Origin of the sequence: Synechococcus sp. MIT S9451 (assembly GCF_047304725.1) — a bacterium.
Classification (GTDB): domain Bacteria; phylum Cyanobacteriota; class Cyanobacteriia; order PCC-6307; family Cyanobiaceae; genus Synechococcus_C.
This window is the reverse complement of record NZ_CP138971.1, coordinates 1-14,970: the sequence shown is the minus strand read 5'-3', so window position 1 is coordinate 14,970 and position 14,970 is coordinate 1. Positions and strand designations below refer to the sequence as shown.

The window sequence follows — 14,970 nt, the reverse complement described above, 5'->3', positions numbered from 1 at the left end:
GGATCAGATCTCTGAATCCGATGCGATTGCGACGGGCGCCAGTGAGCGGCCTTTCCAGGTCCAACCCCTGCCGGTGAGACTGCGCCAAACGGAGGTTGGTGCGATCGCGCCCACGATGAGCCCTCCCACACCCATCAGCCACCAGTAGGTGATGGGCACGCCGAACTGCTGTCGGGTCCAGAGGCGGATGCTCAGCTGAAGGCTGATCCCCACCAACCCCGTGGCTATCACCACCTCCTCGAGCACAAGCTGCGGAGATGTTGGTAGCGCAACCACTGGCATCATTCCTGCAAGAGCGATCAGTGCCCAGGGGGTCGTGAACATCAGCACCACCACCGCACCGGCTCCCAGGGCCTTGATCACATTGCGGTCGAGGCCAAGAAACCAGTTCTTGCTCCAGCCTTCCCAGAGGGAGGGGAAATCGGGATACATCTGCAGATCGACTGCATCGAGCCCGAGGCAGTAGCGCAGCCGTTTGCCACTGCATTTGATTTTGCGCGCCAGGGCGAGATCTTCCACCACCTCTCCGGCTAGGCCGCGGTGGCCACCGATTGCTTCATAGCTGTGGCGACGAAAGAGCATGAATGGGCCTGCTGCGAAGGCCACCTCCGAGCTTGGGTCGTTGGCTTCACGGATCGGGAAGCCGAGGCCGAGCAGGCTGGCCATGATCGGTTGCACCATCCACTCCGCTAGGCAGCTGCACACCAGTCGCGGAGCGAGGCTGAACAGATCGGCCTCCTCTCGGATGGCTTGATCCATCGCCCGGCGCAGGGTCTGGGGATGCAGACTCACATCGGCGTCGATGAAGAGCACCCAGTCGCTCGTCACCTGCTCCATGGCGCGGCTGCAGGCCCAATTCTTCCCGACCCAATGCTCTCCCTCTGGTCTGGGGCCGGCTGCTATCACCGCAACCGAAGCTCCACGAGAACAGTAGGCGTGGGCCGTGGCCTCGGCGAGGCTGGCAGTGGCGTCACTGGAGTCATCGTCGACCACGATCACCTGCCACTCGCGGGCAGGTTGATCGGAGCGCAGCACACTGCTGAGACATCGCTCGATGTTGCGGGCTTCGTTGTAGACCGGGATTACCACTGTGAGTCCAGGCGCCAGAGGATGGGAATCCTTGGCTGTTGGTGCGGCCGCCAGGGTTGGGGCGGTCGAAAACACCCGTTGCAGGCTGACCAGCACGATCAGAAGGCCAACATCGGCGATTAGCCCAAGAGCAATCAGAAGCAGGCTGGTCAGGGTGATCGGGTCCAGGTTCCATGTCGCCATCGTCAGACTGCCGCCGGACCTGAGTCTGGGGGGCTCGGACGGTGGGTTGCTCCTTGCTTGGTCTTGATCGCACTGGATCTTCCAGGATTGTTCGACTTTCCCCGCTGGCTTCGCTGGCTTCTCTGGATAGGTTGCGCCCAGGTGATTGGGATCTGATGCACCAGCTCGATCTTGAAGTGGTCAATGTGATGTGTTTCCAGCAGATGCTGGAGGCCATTGAGGAGGAGCGTTGGAACGAAGCGGCGATGGCCTTGTACAAGCTCTACGCGATTGAGGAGGGGGAGCGCTTCTCTGATCTTGAGGTCGCGCCTGAAGTCGAGATGCAATACAACGCCGCCTGATCACTCAGGCTTGCATCGCCGGATCGGTGCTAGGTCGTGGGCAGCGACATCAGTTTGATGGTCTGGTTCTACGTGTGGATCGCGGCAGTGATTCTGTTGCTGTCTGTGCTGCTATGGGCTCTCAACCTGGCTGAGTTGGATCAGGTGATCGCCAAGCCGAGACGGATGATCAAATCTCTCAGGCATCGATCACGTCGGCGAATGCGCTGGTGACGACGAAGGTGAACAGGTTCGATCACGGTCTGTTGCACCTGGCCAGCCTTGGGTTGGGCGCTCTCCCATTTCAGCGTCATAACAGCAGGAGATCTTAACGACGTGTTGATGCCCGCCAGTCGCCCCCCGATTCGCTTTCATCATTCCCAGGATGAAGAGCCCTGCCGATGTCTTGAATGCCGTCGTCTTGAGGATGCGATCCGCCGGGCAGTCCAAACTCAGCCCAGCTTTGAGCGGCTTTCAGCCTGATTGGATCGCTCAATCCCTGCAGGTTGTTTGGCCGGTTGGGTTCACGGTGTTGGATCAAGGGGTCTACAGGCGTAGCTAATGATGCTGCCGCGACGTTCCTTCCATTCAGGCGTTGCGGGGTCTTCAGCACGCCACCACCAACGTCCATCCGTATAGCTGGGGGTGCCTGCATTATTCGTTCGGGGTAGCTGCAGTGTTTCTCCACGCCAGGTGATCAGCACCCCATCCCCTGGGGCGGTGCCTGCCTCGATGTTGGGCACCTCTGTGGTTAGACCCCGTAGGTCAACGGCTCCTGGCGTCGTGCGGACGCTCAGGGGATCTCCATCGCACTCCCAGACTTGTATTGCCATGTCGGAGGGCATCAGGGATGGTTCGTTCAAGGCTGCTGTGGGCAGGGGCATGATCAGTAGCACCAGCAGCAGGCTGAGTAGTTGCTGAACCAGAAAGAACGGCACTGGATGCTTGTGGCTGTTGCCATGCTGCCCCTTTCGCTTCGTTTCAGGCGAGCTTGATTCAGATTCAGGTGTCCTGTATTCGTGAGGTGCCTGAATCTGCAGCTCTGATGGCGCTCACCCTCGTGTTTGACGGTTCCTGCCCTTTCTGCCGTCAGTTCGCCCTGCGCAGCGAGCTCAAGGCAGGCATTCCTGACTTGCACATCATTGATGGCCGCCAGGAGAATGATCTGCGGCGTCGCTTGAGCGAACGCGGCCTCAATCTGGCTGACGGAGCTGTGTTGCTCGAAGGCGAGCAGGCCTGGCACGGTAGTGCGGCGATCGCAGAGATCTCCCGGCGGATGAAGCCGAGTGATCCGCTGTTGAAGCTTCTCCAGGCTGTCTTCCATGATCGTGAGCGTGCTGCCTTCGCTTATCCGGCATTGCTGTTGGCCCGGCGCCTGGCTCTTCTGATCCAGGGCCTAAGGCCCGATCCCGATGCCTTGTAGCCCTGGCCAAGCTTCAGGCAGTGCAGTGGGGCCGTGAGGGCCTTTTCTCGAAACCCCGAGCCTGCTCAAACAGGGGTCCTGCTCACCATCCAGATTGGAAGAAAAGCAATGGGCTCGTCGTAGGTCTTGCCTGGCTTGTTTAACGGTGGTTTAACCCATCGCGAGGTTTCACCCATGTCGATGAAGCAACTGCAGACGTTTTTGTCCAAAGCGCAGAGCAATGATTCCATTCGCCGCGAAGTGGAGCAATGCGGCAAGGACAACACCTGTGTGGCCAAGGTTGGCCAGCGCCATGGCCATAAGTTCTCCCCAGCGAATCTCACCCGTTGGCAGCGGGATCATCAGTGAATCAGGGCTCAGCCGGAGCGGTTGCTCCGCTCCGGCTGAAGATCAAGAAATAGAACGGTGAGAGGCCCCTAGACAAGGAAGAAGGGATGCTTTTTGCATGGGAATCACACATTGCCCCCTCTGTATTGGCTTGGCGCTGCTCTCAGCGTTTCGCTTTATGGCCCATGTCGTCATGCTGATTCAGCTTGAACGGCAGGGTGTGGAGCAGTTCGCCCATCCAGCAGGTCTGCTGGGCACGGTCTTCGAGCTCTGAAGCCATGAAGCAGCTGCCGGGCCGGCAGCGGCCGCGTTGGCTGCAGCATTTGGCCAGTGCTTTGGCGGGCCTGGTGATGACCATTTGGCTGGTTTCACTGCTGCCTGTTCTGCTCTTGGTAGGGCTGTTTGCCGGCTTGCTGTTGCTGCCAGTGTTGCGTCAGCTGCGCCGTGAGCTGGAGAGCATGGAGTCGGGGCAGGGCCCCGCGACTGAACGAGGCGAGCCGCTTCGCAATGCCACTCCCTGGCACCAGCGCCTGCGCAATCAGCTGCGCTGGTGGTAAGAGCATCAGGTTGTGTTCCCACCTGCGAACGGCTCCTTCTCGAGCGTTCAGTACCTCAGGATCAGCGGACGGCCGAACCAGATCGGCCACCAGCGGGCGGCGCGTGCTTCCGCTGCTCGGCGCTGTTCCAGCGCCAGTTGATAGGCCTGCCGCCGCCGCTCCCGTTCTGCTTTCAGACGGTCGTAGCGCTCCGCGGACCGTTGTTCTTCCAGCGCCCGGTCATGCTCCAGGAGCGAGCGCAACTCCCGAAGCTGTGCGGTGCGGGCCTGGAGCACCGCTTCGACCTCATCCACTCCGCTGAGGTGGCGATGGCTTTCGAGGAAGGCGTTGATCCGCATCACCGTGAGTTCGCTGATGCGATCCGCTTCCTCAAACATCAGGGCGCGATACAGCTCTTCAGCCCGATCCAGCTGGCGCAGGAAAGCATTGAGGGCGTCCCGGCTGGTGGCACCAGGCGCTGACGCGATCACCGCAGTGTCATTGGCTGCCGTTGAGGCTCGAGCTCTAGTAGCGCCAAAGGCAGGCTCCGCCAGCAGTGGCAAGAGCAGCAAACACGCGCTTGCCACCCTGGCTGCAGATTGGCTGGGGCCCTGCATCAGAACTCGAGCACGTCTTTGGTGGCCTCGCGTCTGTTCTGTTCCTTGCGGTCGTAGTCCGCGATGCAGCTGTTGCGCAGGTACAAAACGCAGTTGAGATACTCACTTACCTCGATCATGGCGGCCCGAACGGCTTTGGAGGCGGGAACCTTCTTGGACGATGACTGGGAATCGCTGAAGGAGAGTCCGTACATTCCGCCGCTAGAGGAGGTGGAGTTGGACGACGACGTGGCTTTGCCCTCGATCGTGCGTGAGTATGCGATTTCACCGGTAGTGGTGTCGACCACCCTGATGTCGAGGGCGACGTAGGCCTTGCTCTGACTGGACGACTTGCGCTGGCCGAATCCCATGATGTTGAAGCCACCGCCGCCGCTTTTGGTCTCCATTCCCTGCTGATAGTCGCTGACGCTGCCGAGCACGTAGTACTTCGCGCCAGTCATCATTCCCCGTTTCGGTGCTGTGCTCTTGCGGGTGATGCCCAGCTCGGCCAGCTCTTGCTCACTCAGCACTTGTTTGACGCTTTGTCGCTCCACCAGCGTGAAGTTGCCGGTGCTCTTCAGTTCATTGGAGAGCATGTCGGTGAGCTGTTTCGACACCCGTGGACTCCACCACCAGACACCGGAGGCGTTATTGGTGATCTCTTTGACGGCCACGGTCACGGGCTGGCTTGGTGCTACACCTTGCACTTGGGCCTGAACACTGCTGGGTACGCCTAGAGCCAGTGGTATGAGACCAGCAATGGCAACGGCTTGCAGGGGAAGGCGATCCATGAGGAGGCGATCAGTCTTGCTCCACTGATAGGGGGGACTGATTACCTGTGCACGCCTGGTTTGTGGATTCTTTATCCCTATCCCAATCCCTACCCCATCCTCATTGGCATGGGCTGGGCTGGTCATGGGCGCATGGTCTTCATTAGCCGGGTCATCGCATCCAGCAATTTGGCTTGGAGTTCCGGAGCAAACTCTTCGCCGATCTTGAGCGCTCCAGGCAGCATCTCCAAGTCCTTTTTGATCGCCATTTGGTAGCGATTGTCCTGGCAGAGATCCAGCACAGTCTTCAGCTCGTTCTCGGTGTAGTGGCGGCCATAAAGCTGCTCATATTTGGGCTCCACCTTGTCCCACGAGAACACCGCGTCAGCCACTTGGTGATAGGCCTCCAGCATCTGTTGCTTCAGTCCGTCGGGAATCGCGTCCGCATTGATCGAGCTGTTGAGGCCAGTCTCAAAACCGAGGTCCCTCGCCAAGATGAAACGTTGCTGCACGCGTGTGCACTGGATCACATCGCGCACCATTTGCCGTTTTGGATCTGCGGCGGCGGGGAGTGCAGAGCCCAGCAGCACGGCGATCACAAGAGCGAGTCGGAGCCGGCTTGGAGAGGATTTCATGCTTGGGTCGCAGTCAAAGACGCGGAGCTGAATAAGGGGTCTGGGGTTGGCTGGGTTAGGGGAGATCCTTCTGCCAAATTCGTTCCAGGCGAGCCCGTACCGCCTTGCTGCTGTCTCGCTCTGGGTTTGGACTCAGGCTGCCTCGCATCTGTCGCGCTAGGCGTGCGAATTTGAAGGCGGCTGCCACCGCGCAGACGCTCCATGCGAGCAGAGTCCAGCGCAGATCATGCGTCACGGCTTAATCACCTTGGAATGGCTGGGATGCGCTGCAAACACTGGGTGTGTGTCCTGATCTTTGTCCTAACGCGTGTCTTGAAAACCCGGAATGCCCAGGCGGAGCGCGCGTCTTAAGTATTTAAAGACGGATGGACGGGGATGGCTGATCTATGTGCGGCAGATCCCCACAAAACTCCGCCCATTTCTGGGAAACAATGGGGCGATCAGGCGGACGTTCAGAGCAGTGATGGAATATAGACATGTTGCCGGCATTGAGAAACCACTCTTTTGAAAAAATGGCATTCGAGCTGCGGGGCTTTCTGATCCAGCAGGGGTATTGCTTTCAACGAAACAGAAGAACCACCTCTCACCAGATGGCAGAACGTTCGACAAGATAGAAGTTGGTCGAACATTGGCCATGGTGCCTAGTCACTACATAATTGGCAGCTATTGCTACCGTTTTTAGTCGCTTGTTGCTGGCAAATGTCAATAATAACTATTCACACTGATGCCTCGCTTGGCTAGTAAAGTGGCAAAAACGTGTAAGCAAGTAATGAAAATAAGCGCAGTGCTCTTCAATCTGATGGTGCTCGGCATGGCGCGTAATCCCCATGCGTGATCGCACAGATGGCAGTGATTAGCATCACTATTGTGTCAAACAGGTGTCGATACATTCATTTTTGTTGGGTCATTTTTTCGCCTCGTGAAGACTTTCCCCCTTGCTTTGGCGGCCCTTGCCCTGGTTCCTCAGGCAGCTTTCGCCTCTTACCCCCCTCGGGGGGCCTCCAGTTCCTTTAGTCCTACAGCCGCTCAGTGCTACAGAGGCCACCACTTCCTTGTGTCGCGGCCACATGGGGCCGTTGTTGCCATTCCGGGCGGACAGAAACGCCTCACTGTCCGTTATGGCAATGTTTTGGAAGTGTCCTGGAGCCCCTTCAGTCGTCAGTGTACTTACACGCCTAAGGCGCGTTTAAATCATTGGCAGAGGGGCATTCCCGGCTCTTCCTTTCGCTATGTATTTTCTCCCGGTGGTGGTCAGCTGATCCGCGAATATCGTGTGGTTGGAGGGCCGATTCGCCGCGTTTACTACCGCACGGTGTTAAGCCAATCGTTGCAGAACGGTGGTCAGCTTTTGGACAGAGTGGCAAAACAGCGGTGTCTAAGCCAGGCGAACTATCGCGCCACCATTCAGAGCCTCGCTATGCACTCCATTCCGGAACATCTACAGGTGCGTTTCAATCAAGTGCACCGCGTCAATTGGAACCCGCACCTACGACGTTGCGATCTGAATCATCTCGGCCGCGTGGATCAAGCCCCCTCCATGTTTGTGAGCCATGGTCGCCCGGCGTTTCATTTTGAACGGGGCAACCTGATTCGCCGGACTCAGGTCGGCAGCGGTTGGGGAGCAGCCTCGAGCATTAGCACTTCCACCTTTGTACGGATCTGATACACCACTCCCGAAAATTGGATGTCGAGCTTGGATTGTCATTAAACATTCGTTCAGCCCAGGCCTCTAAGAGGTCTGGGCTTTTGAGTGGCCAACTGACCTCTTTATTCGATTGATCAGGAACGACAAGCATTTTGTCGATGTTGAACAGGCCTCCTGCGATGCAGATCGCGATGACGGATGCATAATCGCAGTCAATCGGATAGTGTTATGCAACATTTTGGGCTGAGTGTATCTACTGGCTAAATGACCGGAGTTTCCACAGCAAGGAGCCGCACCTTGTGCTGTCAGTGCACAAGGAAGAGAGCAGCCGATTCGCCTGAGGCGGCTGGTTACTTCGCGGGCTGGTTCAGCTTGTAGATATTGAGAGCAAAGCATGCAGAGCAGAAGCTAACTGCCAGCACGAGGAGATCTTGAGTGGTCATGCCGCCGTGGCAAAGATGCTCTTACACTAGTATTAAGTAGTGTAAAGCGCGTGAAGGGCGATCGTCCGTCAAAGATTTGCCCGGTCTGTGGGCGTCCATTTCAGTGGCGGCGCAAGTGGAAGAAGGTGTGGGATGAAGTGCGCTACTGCTCTGAACGCTGCCGACGCAGAAAGGGAGAGAAAATCCCCAAAGCGCTTAGTTGATTAGGCGGCTGGCTGATCTCTGCGGTGGTCATTGGTGCCCTAAGAGATCAGACCAATCGATAGCGCCATAACCGCCTCCAATGAGCTGACGACAGCACTGATGCGACACAACGCGATTGAATCCTGGGAGACCATGCAGAAGGCAAGTTGGCAGCGATGTCAGCCCAGGTGGTGACTGGATTCTGAGCCATTCACCCGGCCTTTACCAGAACCCGCCTAAGTCTCCACCACAACCATGCACTGGGGATCACCACAAGGGCTGTGATCTTGAAGGAGTCGAGGGGGCCACACCCCCGGCTCAGTTATTCACTCCTTAACACCATGGACCGCTTTCAAAACCTTGCCGCCCTCGAAACCATTGTCGAAGCCATGCATGCGCAAAGCCCGGACTCTATGGGAATGGAAAATCTGCGGAGAGCTGCCTACCTGCACACGATCATCGAAGCCATGCTCAGTGACCAAGTGGCCTGCCTTCCAGACACCGGAAGAGTCTGCTCCTGAGTAGTGAGACCACCATCAACCAACGAGACCCTCGCTTTTTCCAGGAGAGCAAAATGAACCACCGAGGGATCCATTTACGACTCAGAGGTTAGGAGAGGCCCCAACGAGTAATCGCCTCCAAGCCTCGGGGTTGGATTTAGCCCAGCGAAATCAATGCCTTCGTCTCAAGGCGGGCTTTTTATTTCTTTGATCACTGCATGATCACACCTAAATGTTATCCAATGCCTGGCACTAATTAGTGCTTGGTCCTGCCACTGGTGAGGATTTTTATTGCCTGAACTTTCGAACTGGTTTTACTGGAGAGGCTTGCAGGTACCGCTTGCTTTCCAGTATTTATATGAGTTGTCGTCGCTGTCCCAGCGTTTGTCCCAGGTGAAGCTGTTGGCTTCCCTGTCGATGACAGCCTTTATTGTCTCTGTTTCCTGAATATATGGTTCTTTTGTGCCGTACTTGCCCTTGTATTCGCTGAAGAACTTGATGTAGGCATTGTCAATAGTCGCGTTGAACTCCTCAGTACTATTCGTATCCATTCCAAATATCTTGTATGTCAGCTTGACTTTGCTGTCGAGCGCCTCAATGATCAGATCCCAAGCAGGCAATGTTTTGGATGTTGATTTTGTCTCGTCCCACGAATATCGCCATTCCTTCTCGGCTCGCTCAAACTTGCAGATGAGTTTGTCGGGAGGGGAGCCGTAGCATGCCATGAGAGGGATCATGAGAGCGCTGGCTAAAGCAGCACTTAGAATGTTTTTCATAAGGTCTTACCGGTTTTGACCTCTTCAATTTTTATGGCAAATATGAGGCTCCTTGGTGAAACCTCAATCCGTTGCTTCAATTCAGGAATGTAGACCTCAGAGCTGTAAGGCCTAGGCCATATCTACGCGCAAAAGTGCGACCACAATGAATATCCCAACATGTTTCAATTCACATACCAGTTATTTGCTGTGCTTGGCAGCCCTTTGGCTACTTTGGCTTTCTCTGCAGCAGTCATTTCAGACCAGAGCTTGTATGTGCAATCCAGTGCACCTCGGTCTTTGAGAGCTTCTTGATAGCAAGCGGATAGCTCTGCAAACTCTTTGGCACGGTCAATGGGAACGGTCATGCGGTTTGCCCAGTACTCACTCATGGTCATAGAAACCAGTGTTACCAACAGTTCTAGCAATGAAGAGGAAATTCGCTACTAGGCCTGTATTGCTGCTCATAGAGAGCAATTCTCCCTTCCCTCCAGGTTCAAGATCCCCGTAGCAATTCCAGGAGACCTTCTTGGCCTTCTAGGCATGAACTTGGGAGCGATGTAGGCGAGGCCTGGCAGAGAGGCGATTTGAGGGCAGACCTCACTCCTCATATCCCACATCCCCCAAATGGGGATTTTTCAGCGCCCCCAGTAGCCAAGGCTGTTTCGCCATCCTGTGCTGATGCCAAGCAAGGATCGCCCTCTTGTTGATCGCCACGCCCCGAAAGACGGTGAAGGGTGGCCTGGAACTGCTGCATCAGGAGCATCTTGAAGAGGCCGTGCCAGTAAATAAATGACGGACTATCCCTGGCGATCAGTCTTGCCCGTAGCCGATCGTCCCTCACCCACCAGCCAAGAACAGCGCTGTGAAGCGAAGAGCTGTTCCAGAGCCGCTCTTCTGGTTAAGAGATGTGAAGCCAGAGTGCTCAAGGCCCAATTGCAACAGGTTTTTCATGAACTTGGGTTACGGGCGCGTGAAAGAATGCAAAGCTGTAACCCATCTAAATATTGGCTTTACCGATTCTCTTTAGATTCTTGGGAGCGTTGCTTCTGGGCACAGCCCTTCTCCCAATGGCTAATTCCCGTAAAGATTTCATCTTGCTTGGCGGATCCTTTCTGGTCGGCTTAGGAGCTCTTCAGATCGTCCTGACTCTTGGAGGGTTCTGACTAAGCAGATGGAAATCGCCAAGCACTTTTACGCTGACGGAATAGAAGAGGCCAGCGCTGCAAGCTCTTAATAGTTCAGTAATTTTTAGCGAATCAAGCAGTGGTTCGCCGCACATTGGCTGCTGAATCCACTGATTGCAGTTGTTGATTGGTGCGATCCGCTGGCGCAGAGCTGCATTCTCCGAATGCAGCAACAAAAGGCACTGTCCGGATTGTCGAGTGCAATCCCCGTGGGCAAATCTTTGGTGACAGTGAGAACGCTAATGCTTAGCTACCAGCACGACACCTTTAATCAGATTCTTGCCGAAGGTGGGTCATCATGCACTTTGTTACACATGTTTTATCTTCGAGATCGCACTCAGTAATGCACTCAAAGTAGCCGTCCACTGTTTGCCATCTTTCAGTGATGGATGTGGCATTGTGTTCATTCTTGAATGTATCTCTCACCGGCATTCCTCCTGGGCTTGACGAACGCTATGCCGAATATTTGATCGGGTCAAGCGCTCTATTGAGCTGGGTGAAGTGCCTAAGTAATTTTTACTAAGAGCGAATAAATTGACTTCAAGTCGTTGCTCGGCTGAAGGTGAGGCATCCCAGGCTCATTGCGAGCAACCGTGCTTCCTTGCAGAAGAGCGCCAGAGAGGCGGCTTTTGGCTTAGCCATTGAATGCGATTGAATGCGATCCACGGCTTGACAGTTCCTCTTCATGGATTCAAAGCGTTGAACCACCCCAATCCCTGGCAGGGTGCTTGTTTTGATGGCGTCTTGAGGTGGCTCGTCTGCATTGATACCAAATTCTTCAATGAACGGCTGATTCATCTCGGTTATTAAAGGAAAGCCGTCGTGCGCCTCGCTTTCCTCTTTGCAGTCGAAAGGAGTGCCGAGTAAAGGGAAGCAGACAGTCACTTCGTGAGGCCTAACTCTTTTCAATGAGCTTGCATCTTCCATGCATGATGTGCACGCACTTGGCTGGAAGTGAGAAGATGCTACCCAGACAATTCTGGCCACGCTCGTTACTCTCTCCATCAGCTAGGGGGGCTTCGGAGTGTCTTTGCGTAGCCCTTTGCTGTATCGAGGCAGCCTGAACCAATCGAACGCGATTGGCTACAGCCTTGAGCTCTTCAAGAGATGCTTCTTGCTTCGTGGTGTTGGCTTTTGGCTGAGCTCAGGTTTTGGTCAGGCTTGGCTGAAGCTTGCTCAGAGGATGACCCTTCCGCAGAATCCTGAGGGGCGGATCGAGTGCTGATCGGCACCAGCGTCTTGTGGAATCGTGGCTAAGCAGGCTTGGGCCGGGCTGGAGCTGTTCAGGAGGATCGTCTGCATCGCCAAGGCTGAACCCAGCATCAGCACAGATCCTCCGGCCATTCCCGCCGTGAATGCGATCAGGGATTTGATGGTGAGTTGAACTTGCATGGGTCGTCTTGGTCGATGCCATCAACATCGACTGGGCTTTGGTGAAAGCCCGTGCTGCTTTGTTTGCAAGTTCAGGACGATTTCTGGTGAAGACCTGGTGAACCAGGCCCGACGGACGCTCGGCTTGCGGTCGATTGACCCAGCTCAGGCGTCCTAGATTTTCAGAAGAGCTGCACGCGGTGGATCGCCGAAGGTCTCAGACCGGCATGGTGTTCCCCACGATTCGCTTGGACAGAACCCCTTGGCCCTTGGCGCTTCATGACCGTTGTTCGTGATTCACCGCACTTAGACGTTGATCTTGCTGTGATCGGAGCTGGTCTTGCCGGCACTGGTCTTGCTGCTTCGCTTCGACAACGCGGTTTTGACGGCACAATTTTGCTGTTAGAGGCAGGTCGTGGTCCGGGTGGCCGAGCGGCGTCGCGGCGCCGACGTGATGATTCGCTTTGGCGGCTTGATCATGGAGCACCTTGTTTCAGCTTCAGCCAACCACCGCAGGGTCTTCTTGCTGAACTCTGGAATCCGCTGATTGAGAAGGGAATTGTTCAGCCCGATCGAGGTCTTGTTGTTGGCTTGAGTGCGGCGGGTTCGATTGTCGATCCACCCGATCATCCACTGCTTCAGGGCCCACGTTTTCGTGGTGTGCCAACCATGGCATCTGTACCGGAAGCTTTGCTGAAGGCTGCAGGCTCAAAAACGCAAGGGGCGTTTGGAGAACGAATCAGCAGCCTGCGCAGGCAAGACGGATGGTGGTGTCTCTCAGGTCAGCGTCGGGCACGTTCTCTCGTGGTCACTGGAAATCTTTTGGCCCATCCCCGTTCCCTGGCGATGTTGGGTTGGCGCGATGTTCCTTTGCGTTCGGCAGTTCCGTTGCATGTGGATCCCTGCTTCGATGCTGCACTCGAGCAAATTAGTGAGATGCGTGCATCGGTACGTTGGAATTTGATGCTCGAATTCCCTCGCTGTTCCGATCATCTGCCTCGGCAAATTTGGTTGACAACAGAAGCTCAAGCAAAATTTGGTATCGAACGGATTGTTCTGCATCGTCAGCAAGATCACAGGCTGGGCTTAGTCGTCCACGGCTTGGACGACGGATCCCCAATTACGCCAGCTAGCCAGCCTGGTTTGTTGGTGGAGCAAGAAGCACGCCAACGGAAAGCTTTGACTGAGCTGTTGCTGCCTTGGCCCGAGTTGGCTCAGGCAGTTGCCCTGGCCCGATCCTTAGGCGTGATGCGTTGGGGAGCGTCTCAGCCCCTGGATGCCCCCCTACCCAACTCCCTTCAATGGTGCGAGCCCAGCGCAGTTGGTTTTTGTGGAGATTGGATTGCCGGCCCAGGCTTTGGCATGGCTGAAGGGGCTCTTCAAAGTGCGGTTGATCTTGCCACCCAACTGATCTAAATGAGGCAGTATCGCTGAAGGATTGATCACAACAATCTCAGAGTGGATTGCCAGCATTGGCGAATGCTCCATCGATGCATCAAAATGTGCAGATCACCTGATGTATGCGCCCATCGTAATGTTATGATTTGATTGATTCCTGGACCAGGTGAGCAATGGATTTCACGCTTGTTATCCTCAATCAATATGTTTCTGCTTATCCACAGATGGAGTGGACTGAATGGAAAGACAGTAATAGGAAGAAAATGAAAAGCCAAGGAGACAATTGGTCGAAGACGACTTTGCCGGGTGATGATATTTGGGATTGCCTCAATAGTTATAAGATCGACTCCCGTCATCTTGTGCAATGGAAGCCAGCCGCCGATACGCTGTATCGAGTCAGTCTTCCAAGTCAGTAGTTCAGGCTAGGCGTTCATTTCTTTCAATCTTTTTGTTGGCGCCCTAGTTGTTCACAGGCTCAGGGGGCCTGAAGCGCAGTGCGCCGCAGGCGTGTGATGTCCGGGCGGCATCACGAGTCTGTCTTGGCGATGGCAATAGCAATAGCTCGCTGGTGCTTTCCAGCCCGTTTATTTTTGATCAACGGTTGTCTTCTCCCTTGGCGTGTCAATGGTGACGAGTCATCTGTTTGCTCGCCGATATTTGTGCAGACTGCTGCTAAAAGCGTCTTGCCGGGAATTTTGCTTTTGTTTTGTTGATGTTTGTGTGATTGAATCGCCGCCAATTGCATGGCCTTGCAGTAGCCGCCCGCATGAGTGCAGGGGCTAAGTATTATTGCTCTGTCAAAGTTTTATGTGCTTTTGGTTATTGGCTGCCGAATCTCGCCTAAAAAGGTATTCGAGTAAGGGAGTTTTGATGAGCTTTTCGCTTACGACCATCTTGATTGGTGCTGCAGCATATCTTTTTATGCACATCATTCTGTCGCCCTTGCTTTCTTGAGTCTGGCCAGTTTCTCTTTGCCGCACTGTCGCTCAGCGCCTTGATGTGTCAAGGGTCTCCACTTCGCTTGAATGAAAGCCAGAAAATGCGTTCTGGATTCAGTTCAGTTCACCCTGGCTTGGAGGTCTGGGCTCCAGGTTGATCGGGTCTCTGCCCCTTGTCTTGATGGTGGTGGTCAGCGCAGTGCCGGACCGAGTAAGGCCAGAAAGTAGATGTAGATTGCCGTGCCTGCAGCAATCGTTGTGATTGAGAAGCTCATTGAATGATTGCGGCTATTGATAACGTATTGATGCCAAAATTTCATCGTCGTTGCTTGTGATACCAAAAACTGTGATGGGGTAGGAATACTCAAGCAGCACGTTTCCTGCTTGCAACGTCTTGGTCAACGATCAGCGTTGCCTGGCTGTAGGGCAGATTGCTCGGCAATCCTGGCTTGCAGGACGCTGATCGAGGCTTGGCTGGCTTCGCCCCTCCATTCCGGTTGGTTGGCGCGGGCTCACTTGGCTGCCAAGCAGGCAGAGAAAGTGTTGCTGCAGGGCATGACCCCTGGCTGGAACGTCGTCTGGCCTCTGTTGTCGTCTGAGCAGTTTCAGGATTTCTACAGGAAACAAGTGTGAAGCTAGGGTCACGCCATTCCGGCACTTATACCTAGGTT

At 55.2% G+C, this 14,970-nt stretch carries 21 protein-coding genes; 9 read left to right on the top strand and 12 right to left on the bottom strand.

The window, feature by feature from the left end; translation table 11 throughout:
- Positions 1-3: 3 nt before the first annotated feature.
- Complete coding sequence (locus SIB72_RS00105; protein ID WP_413744216.1) at positions 4-1,272, bottom strand: glycosyltransferase; 1,269 nt, start codon at positions 1,270-1,272, stop codon at positions 4-6.
- Positions 1,273-1,427: 155 nt separating this feature from the next.
- Here SIB72_RS00105 and SIB72_RS00100 point away from each other — a divergent pair, with 155 nt between their 5' ends.
- Positions 1,428-1,613, top strand: coding sequence for a hypothetical protein (locus SIB72_RS00100; RefSeq protein ID WP_115120440.1), 186 nt, complete (start codon positions 1,428-1,430; stop codon positions 1,611-1,613).
- Positions 1,614-1,753: 140 nt separating this feature from the next.
- Here the strand turns inward: SIB72_RS00100 and SIB72_RS00095 are convergent, their stop codons facing one another.
- Positions 1,754-1,906: a hypothetical protein gene (locus SIB72_RS00095; protein ID WP_413744215.1), complete on the bottom strand. Its 153-nt coding sequence runs from the start codon at positions 1,904-1,906 to the stop codon at positions 1,754-1,756.
- 210 nt (positions 1,907-2,116) lie between these two features.
- Positions 2,117-2,530 carry a hypothetical protein gene (locus SIB72_RS00090; protein WP_115120355.1) on the bottom strand — a complete coding sequence of 138 codons (414 nt, stop codon included), beginning with the start codon at positions 2,528-2,530 and terminating at the stop codon, positions 2,117-2,119.
- Positions 2,531-2,637: 107 nt separating this feature from the next.
- On the opposite strand from SIB72_RS00090, the gene SIB72_RS00085 reads away from it, so the two are divergent.
- From SIB72_RS00085 to SIB72_RS00075, 3 genes are all read left to right on the top strand, one after another.
- The gene (locus SIB72_RS00085; RefSeq protein ID WP_115120439.1) at positions 2,638-3,015 is read left to right on the top strand and encodes a DCC1-like thiol-disulfide oxidoreductase family protein; all 378 of its coding nucleotides are present in this window, start codon (positions 2,638-2,640) and stop codon (positions 3,013-3,015) included.
- Between the two features lie 174 nt (positions 3,016-3,189).
- On the top strand, positions 3,190-3,363 hold the full coding sequence (locus SIB72_RS00080; RefSeq protein ID WP_115120352.1) for a Nif11 family protein: 174 nt from the start codon (positions 3,190-3,192) through the stop codon (positions 3,361-3,363).
- 257 nt (positions 3,364-3,620) lie between these two features.
- Complete coding sequence (locus SIB72_RS00075) at positions 3,621-3,899, top strand: hypothetical protein (protein ID WP_413744214.1); 279 nt, start codon at positions 3,621-3,623, stop codon at positions 3,897-3,899.
- Between the two features lie 47 nt (positions 3,900-3,946).
- On the opposite strand, the gene SIB72_RS00070 is transcribed toward SIB72_RS00075, so the two are convergent.
- The 4 genes from SIB72_RS00070 to SIB72_RS00055 all read right to left on the bottom strand — a co-directional run bounded on the left by SIB72_RS00070 (position 3,947) and on the right by SIB72_RS00055 (position 6,114).
- Positions 3,947-4,465, bottom strand: coding sequence for a hypothetical protein (locus tag SIB72_RS00070; RefSeq protein WP_137007041.1), 519 nt, complete (start codon positions 4,463-4,465; stop codon positions 3,947-3,949).
- Between the two features lie 29 nt (positions 4,466-4,494).
- The gene (locus SIB72_RS00065; protein WP_413744213.1) at positions 4,495-5,265 is read right to left on the bottom strand and encodes a CsgG/HfaB family protein; all 771 of its coding nucleotides are present in this window, start codon (positions 5,263-5,265) and stop codon (positions 4,495-4,497) included.
- A 122-nt stretch (positions 5,266-5,387) separates the two neighbouring features.
- A complete protein-coding gene (locus SIB72_RS00060) occupies positions 5,388-5,879 on the bottom strand; it encodes a hypothetical protein (RefSeq protein WP_413744212.1) in 492 nt (163 codons plus the stop codon).
- Between the two features lie 55 nt (positions 5,880-5,934).
- On the bottom strand, positions 5,935-6,114 hold the full coding sequence (locus tag SIB72_RS00055; protein WP_115120342.1) for a hypothetical protein: 180 nt from the start codon (positions 6,112-6,114) through the stop codon (positions 5,935-5,937).
- Positions 6,115-6,798: 684 nt separating this feature from the next.
- Here SIB72_RS00055 and SIB72_RS00050 point away from each other — a divergent pair.
- From SIB72_RS00050 to SIB72_RS00040, 3 genes are all read left to right on the top strand, one after another.
- Positions 6,799-7,542, top strand: a complete 744-nt coding sequence (locus SIB72_RS00050; protein WP_413744211.1) for a hypothetical protein — start codon at positions 6,799-6,801, stop codon at positions 7,540-7,542.
- A 475-nt stretch (positions 7,543-8,017) separates the two neighbouring features.
- Positions 8,018-8,170: a DUF2256 domain-containing protein gene (locus SIB72_RS00045; protein ID WP_413744210.1), complete on the top strand. Its 153-nt coding sequence runs from the start codon at positions 8,018-8,020 to the stop codon at positions 8,168-8,170.
- 321 nt (positions 8,171-8,491) lie between these two features.
- Positions 8,492-8,671 (top strand): hypothetical protein, encoded by a 180-nt coding sequence (locus SIB72_RS00040; protein WP_413744209.1) that lies wholly within the window; start codon positions 8,492-8,494, stop codon positions 8,669-8,671.
- 293 nt (positions 8,672-8,964) lie between these two features.
- On the opposite strand, the gene SIB72_RS00035 is transcribed toward SIB72_RS00040, so the two are convergent.
- The 4 genes from SIB72_RS00035 to SIB72_RS00020 all read right to left on the bottom strand — a co-directional run bounded on the left by SIB72_RS00035 (position 8,965) and on the right by SIB72_RS00020 (position 11,984).
- Positions 8,965-9,375 (bottom strand): hypothetical protein, encoded by a 411-nt coding sequence (locus tag SIB72_RS00035; RefSeq protein WP_413744208.1) that lies wholly within the window; start codon positions 9,373-9,375, stop codon positions 8,965-8,967.
- Positions 9,376-9,590: 215 nt separating this feature from the next.
- Positions 9,591-9,773, bottom strand: a complete 183-nt coding sequence (locus tag SIB72_RS00030) for a hypothetical protein (protein WP_413744207.1) — start codon at positions 9,771-9,773, stop codon at positions 9,591-9,593.
- A 1,359-nt stretch (positions 9,774-11,132) separates the two neighbouring features.
- A complete protein-coding gene (locus tag SIB72_RS00025; RefSeq protein WP_413744206.1) occupies positions 11,133-11,519 on the bottom strand; it encodes a hypothetical protein in 387 nt (128 codons plus the stop codon).
- A gap of 249 nt (positions 11,520-11,768) precedes the next feature.
- The gene (locus tag SIB72_RS00020) at positions 11,769-11,984 is read right to left on the bottom strand and encodes a hypothetical protein (RefSeq protein ID WP_413743967.1); all 216 of its coding nucleotides are present in this window, start codon (positions 11,982-11,984) and stop codon (positions 11,769-11,771) included.
- Positions 11,985-12,242: 258 nt separating this feature from the next.
- On the opposite strand from SIB72_RS00020, the gene SIB72_RS00015 reads away from it, so the two are divergent.
- Both SIB72_RS00015 and SIB72_RS00010 read left to right on the top strand, forming a co-directional pair.
- The gene (locus SIB72_RS00015) at positions 12,243-13,379 is read left to right on the top strand and encodes an NAD(P)-binding protein (RefSeq protein ID WP_413744205.1); all 1,137 of its coding nucleotides are present in this window, start codon (positions 12,243-12,245) and stop codon (positions 13,377-13,379) included.
- 155 nt (positions 13,380-13,534) lie between these two features.
- Positions 13,535-13,777, top strand: coding sequence for a hypothetical protein (locus tag SIB72_RS00010; RefSeq protein WP_413744204.1), 243 nt, complete (start codon positions 13,535-13,537; stop codon positions 13,775-13,777).
- 110 nt (positions 13,778-13,887) lie between these two features.
- Here SIB72_RS00010 and SIB72_RS00005 read toward each other — a convergent pair whose 3' ends face one another.
- Positions 13,888-14,106 (bottom strand): hypothetical protein, encoded by a 219-nt coding sequence (locus SIB72_RS00005; protein WP_413744203.1) that lies wholly within the window; start codon positions 14,104-14,106, stop codon positions 13,888-13,890.
- Between the last annotated feature and the right edge of the window lie 864 nt (positions 14,107-14,970).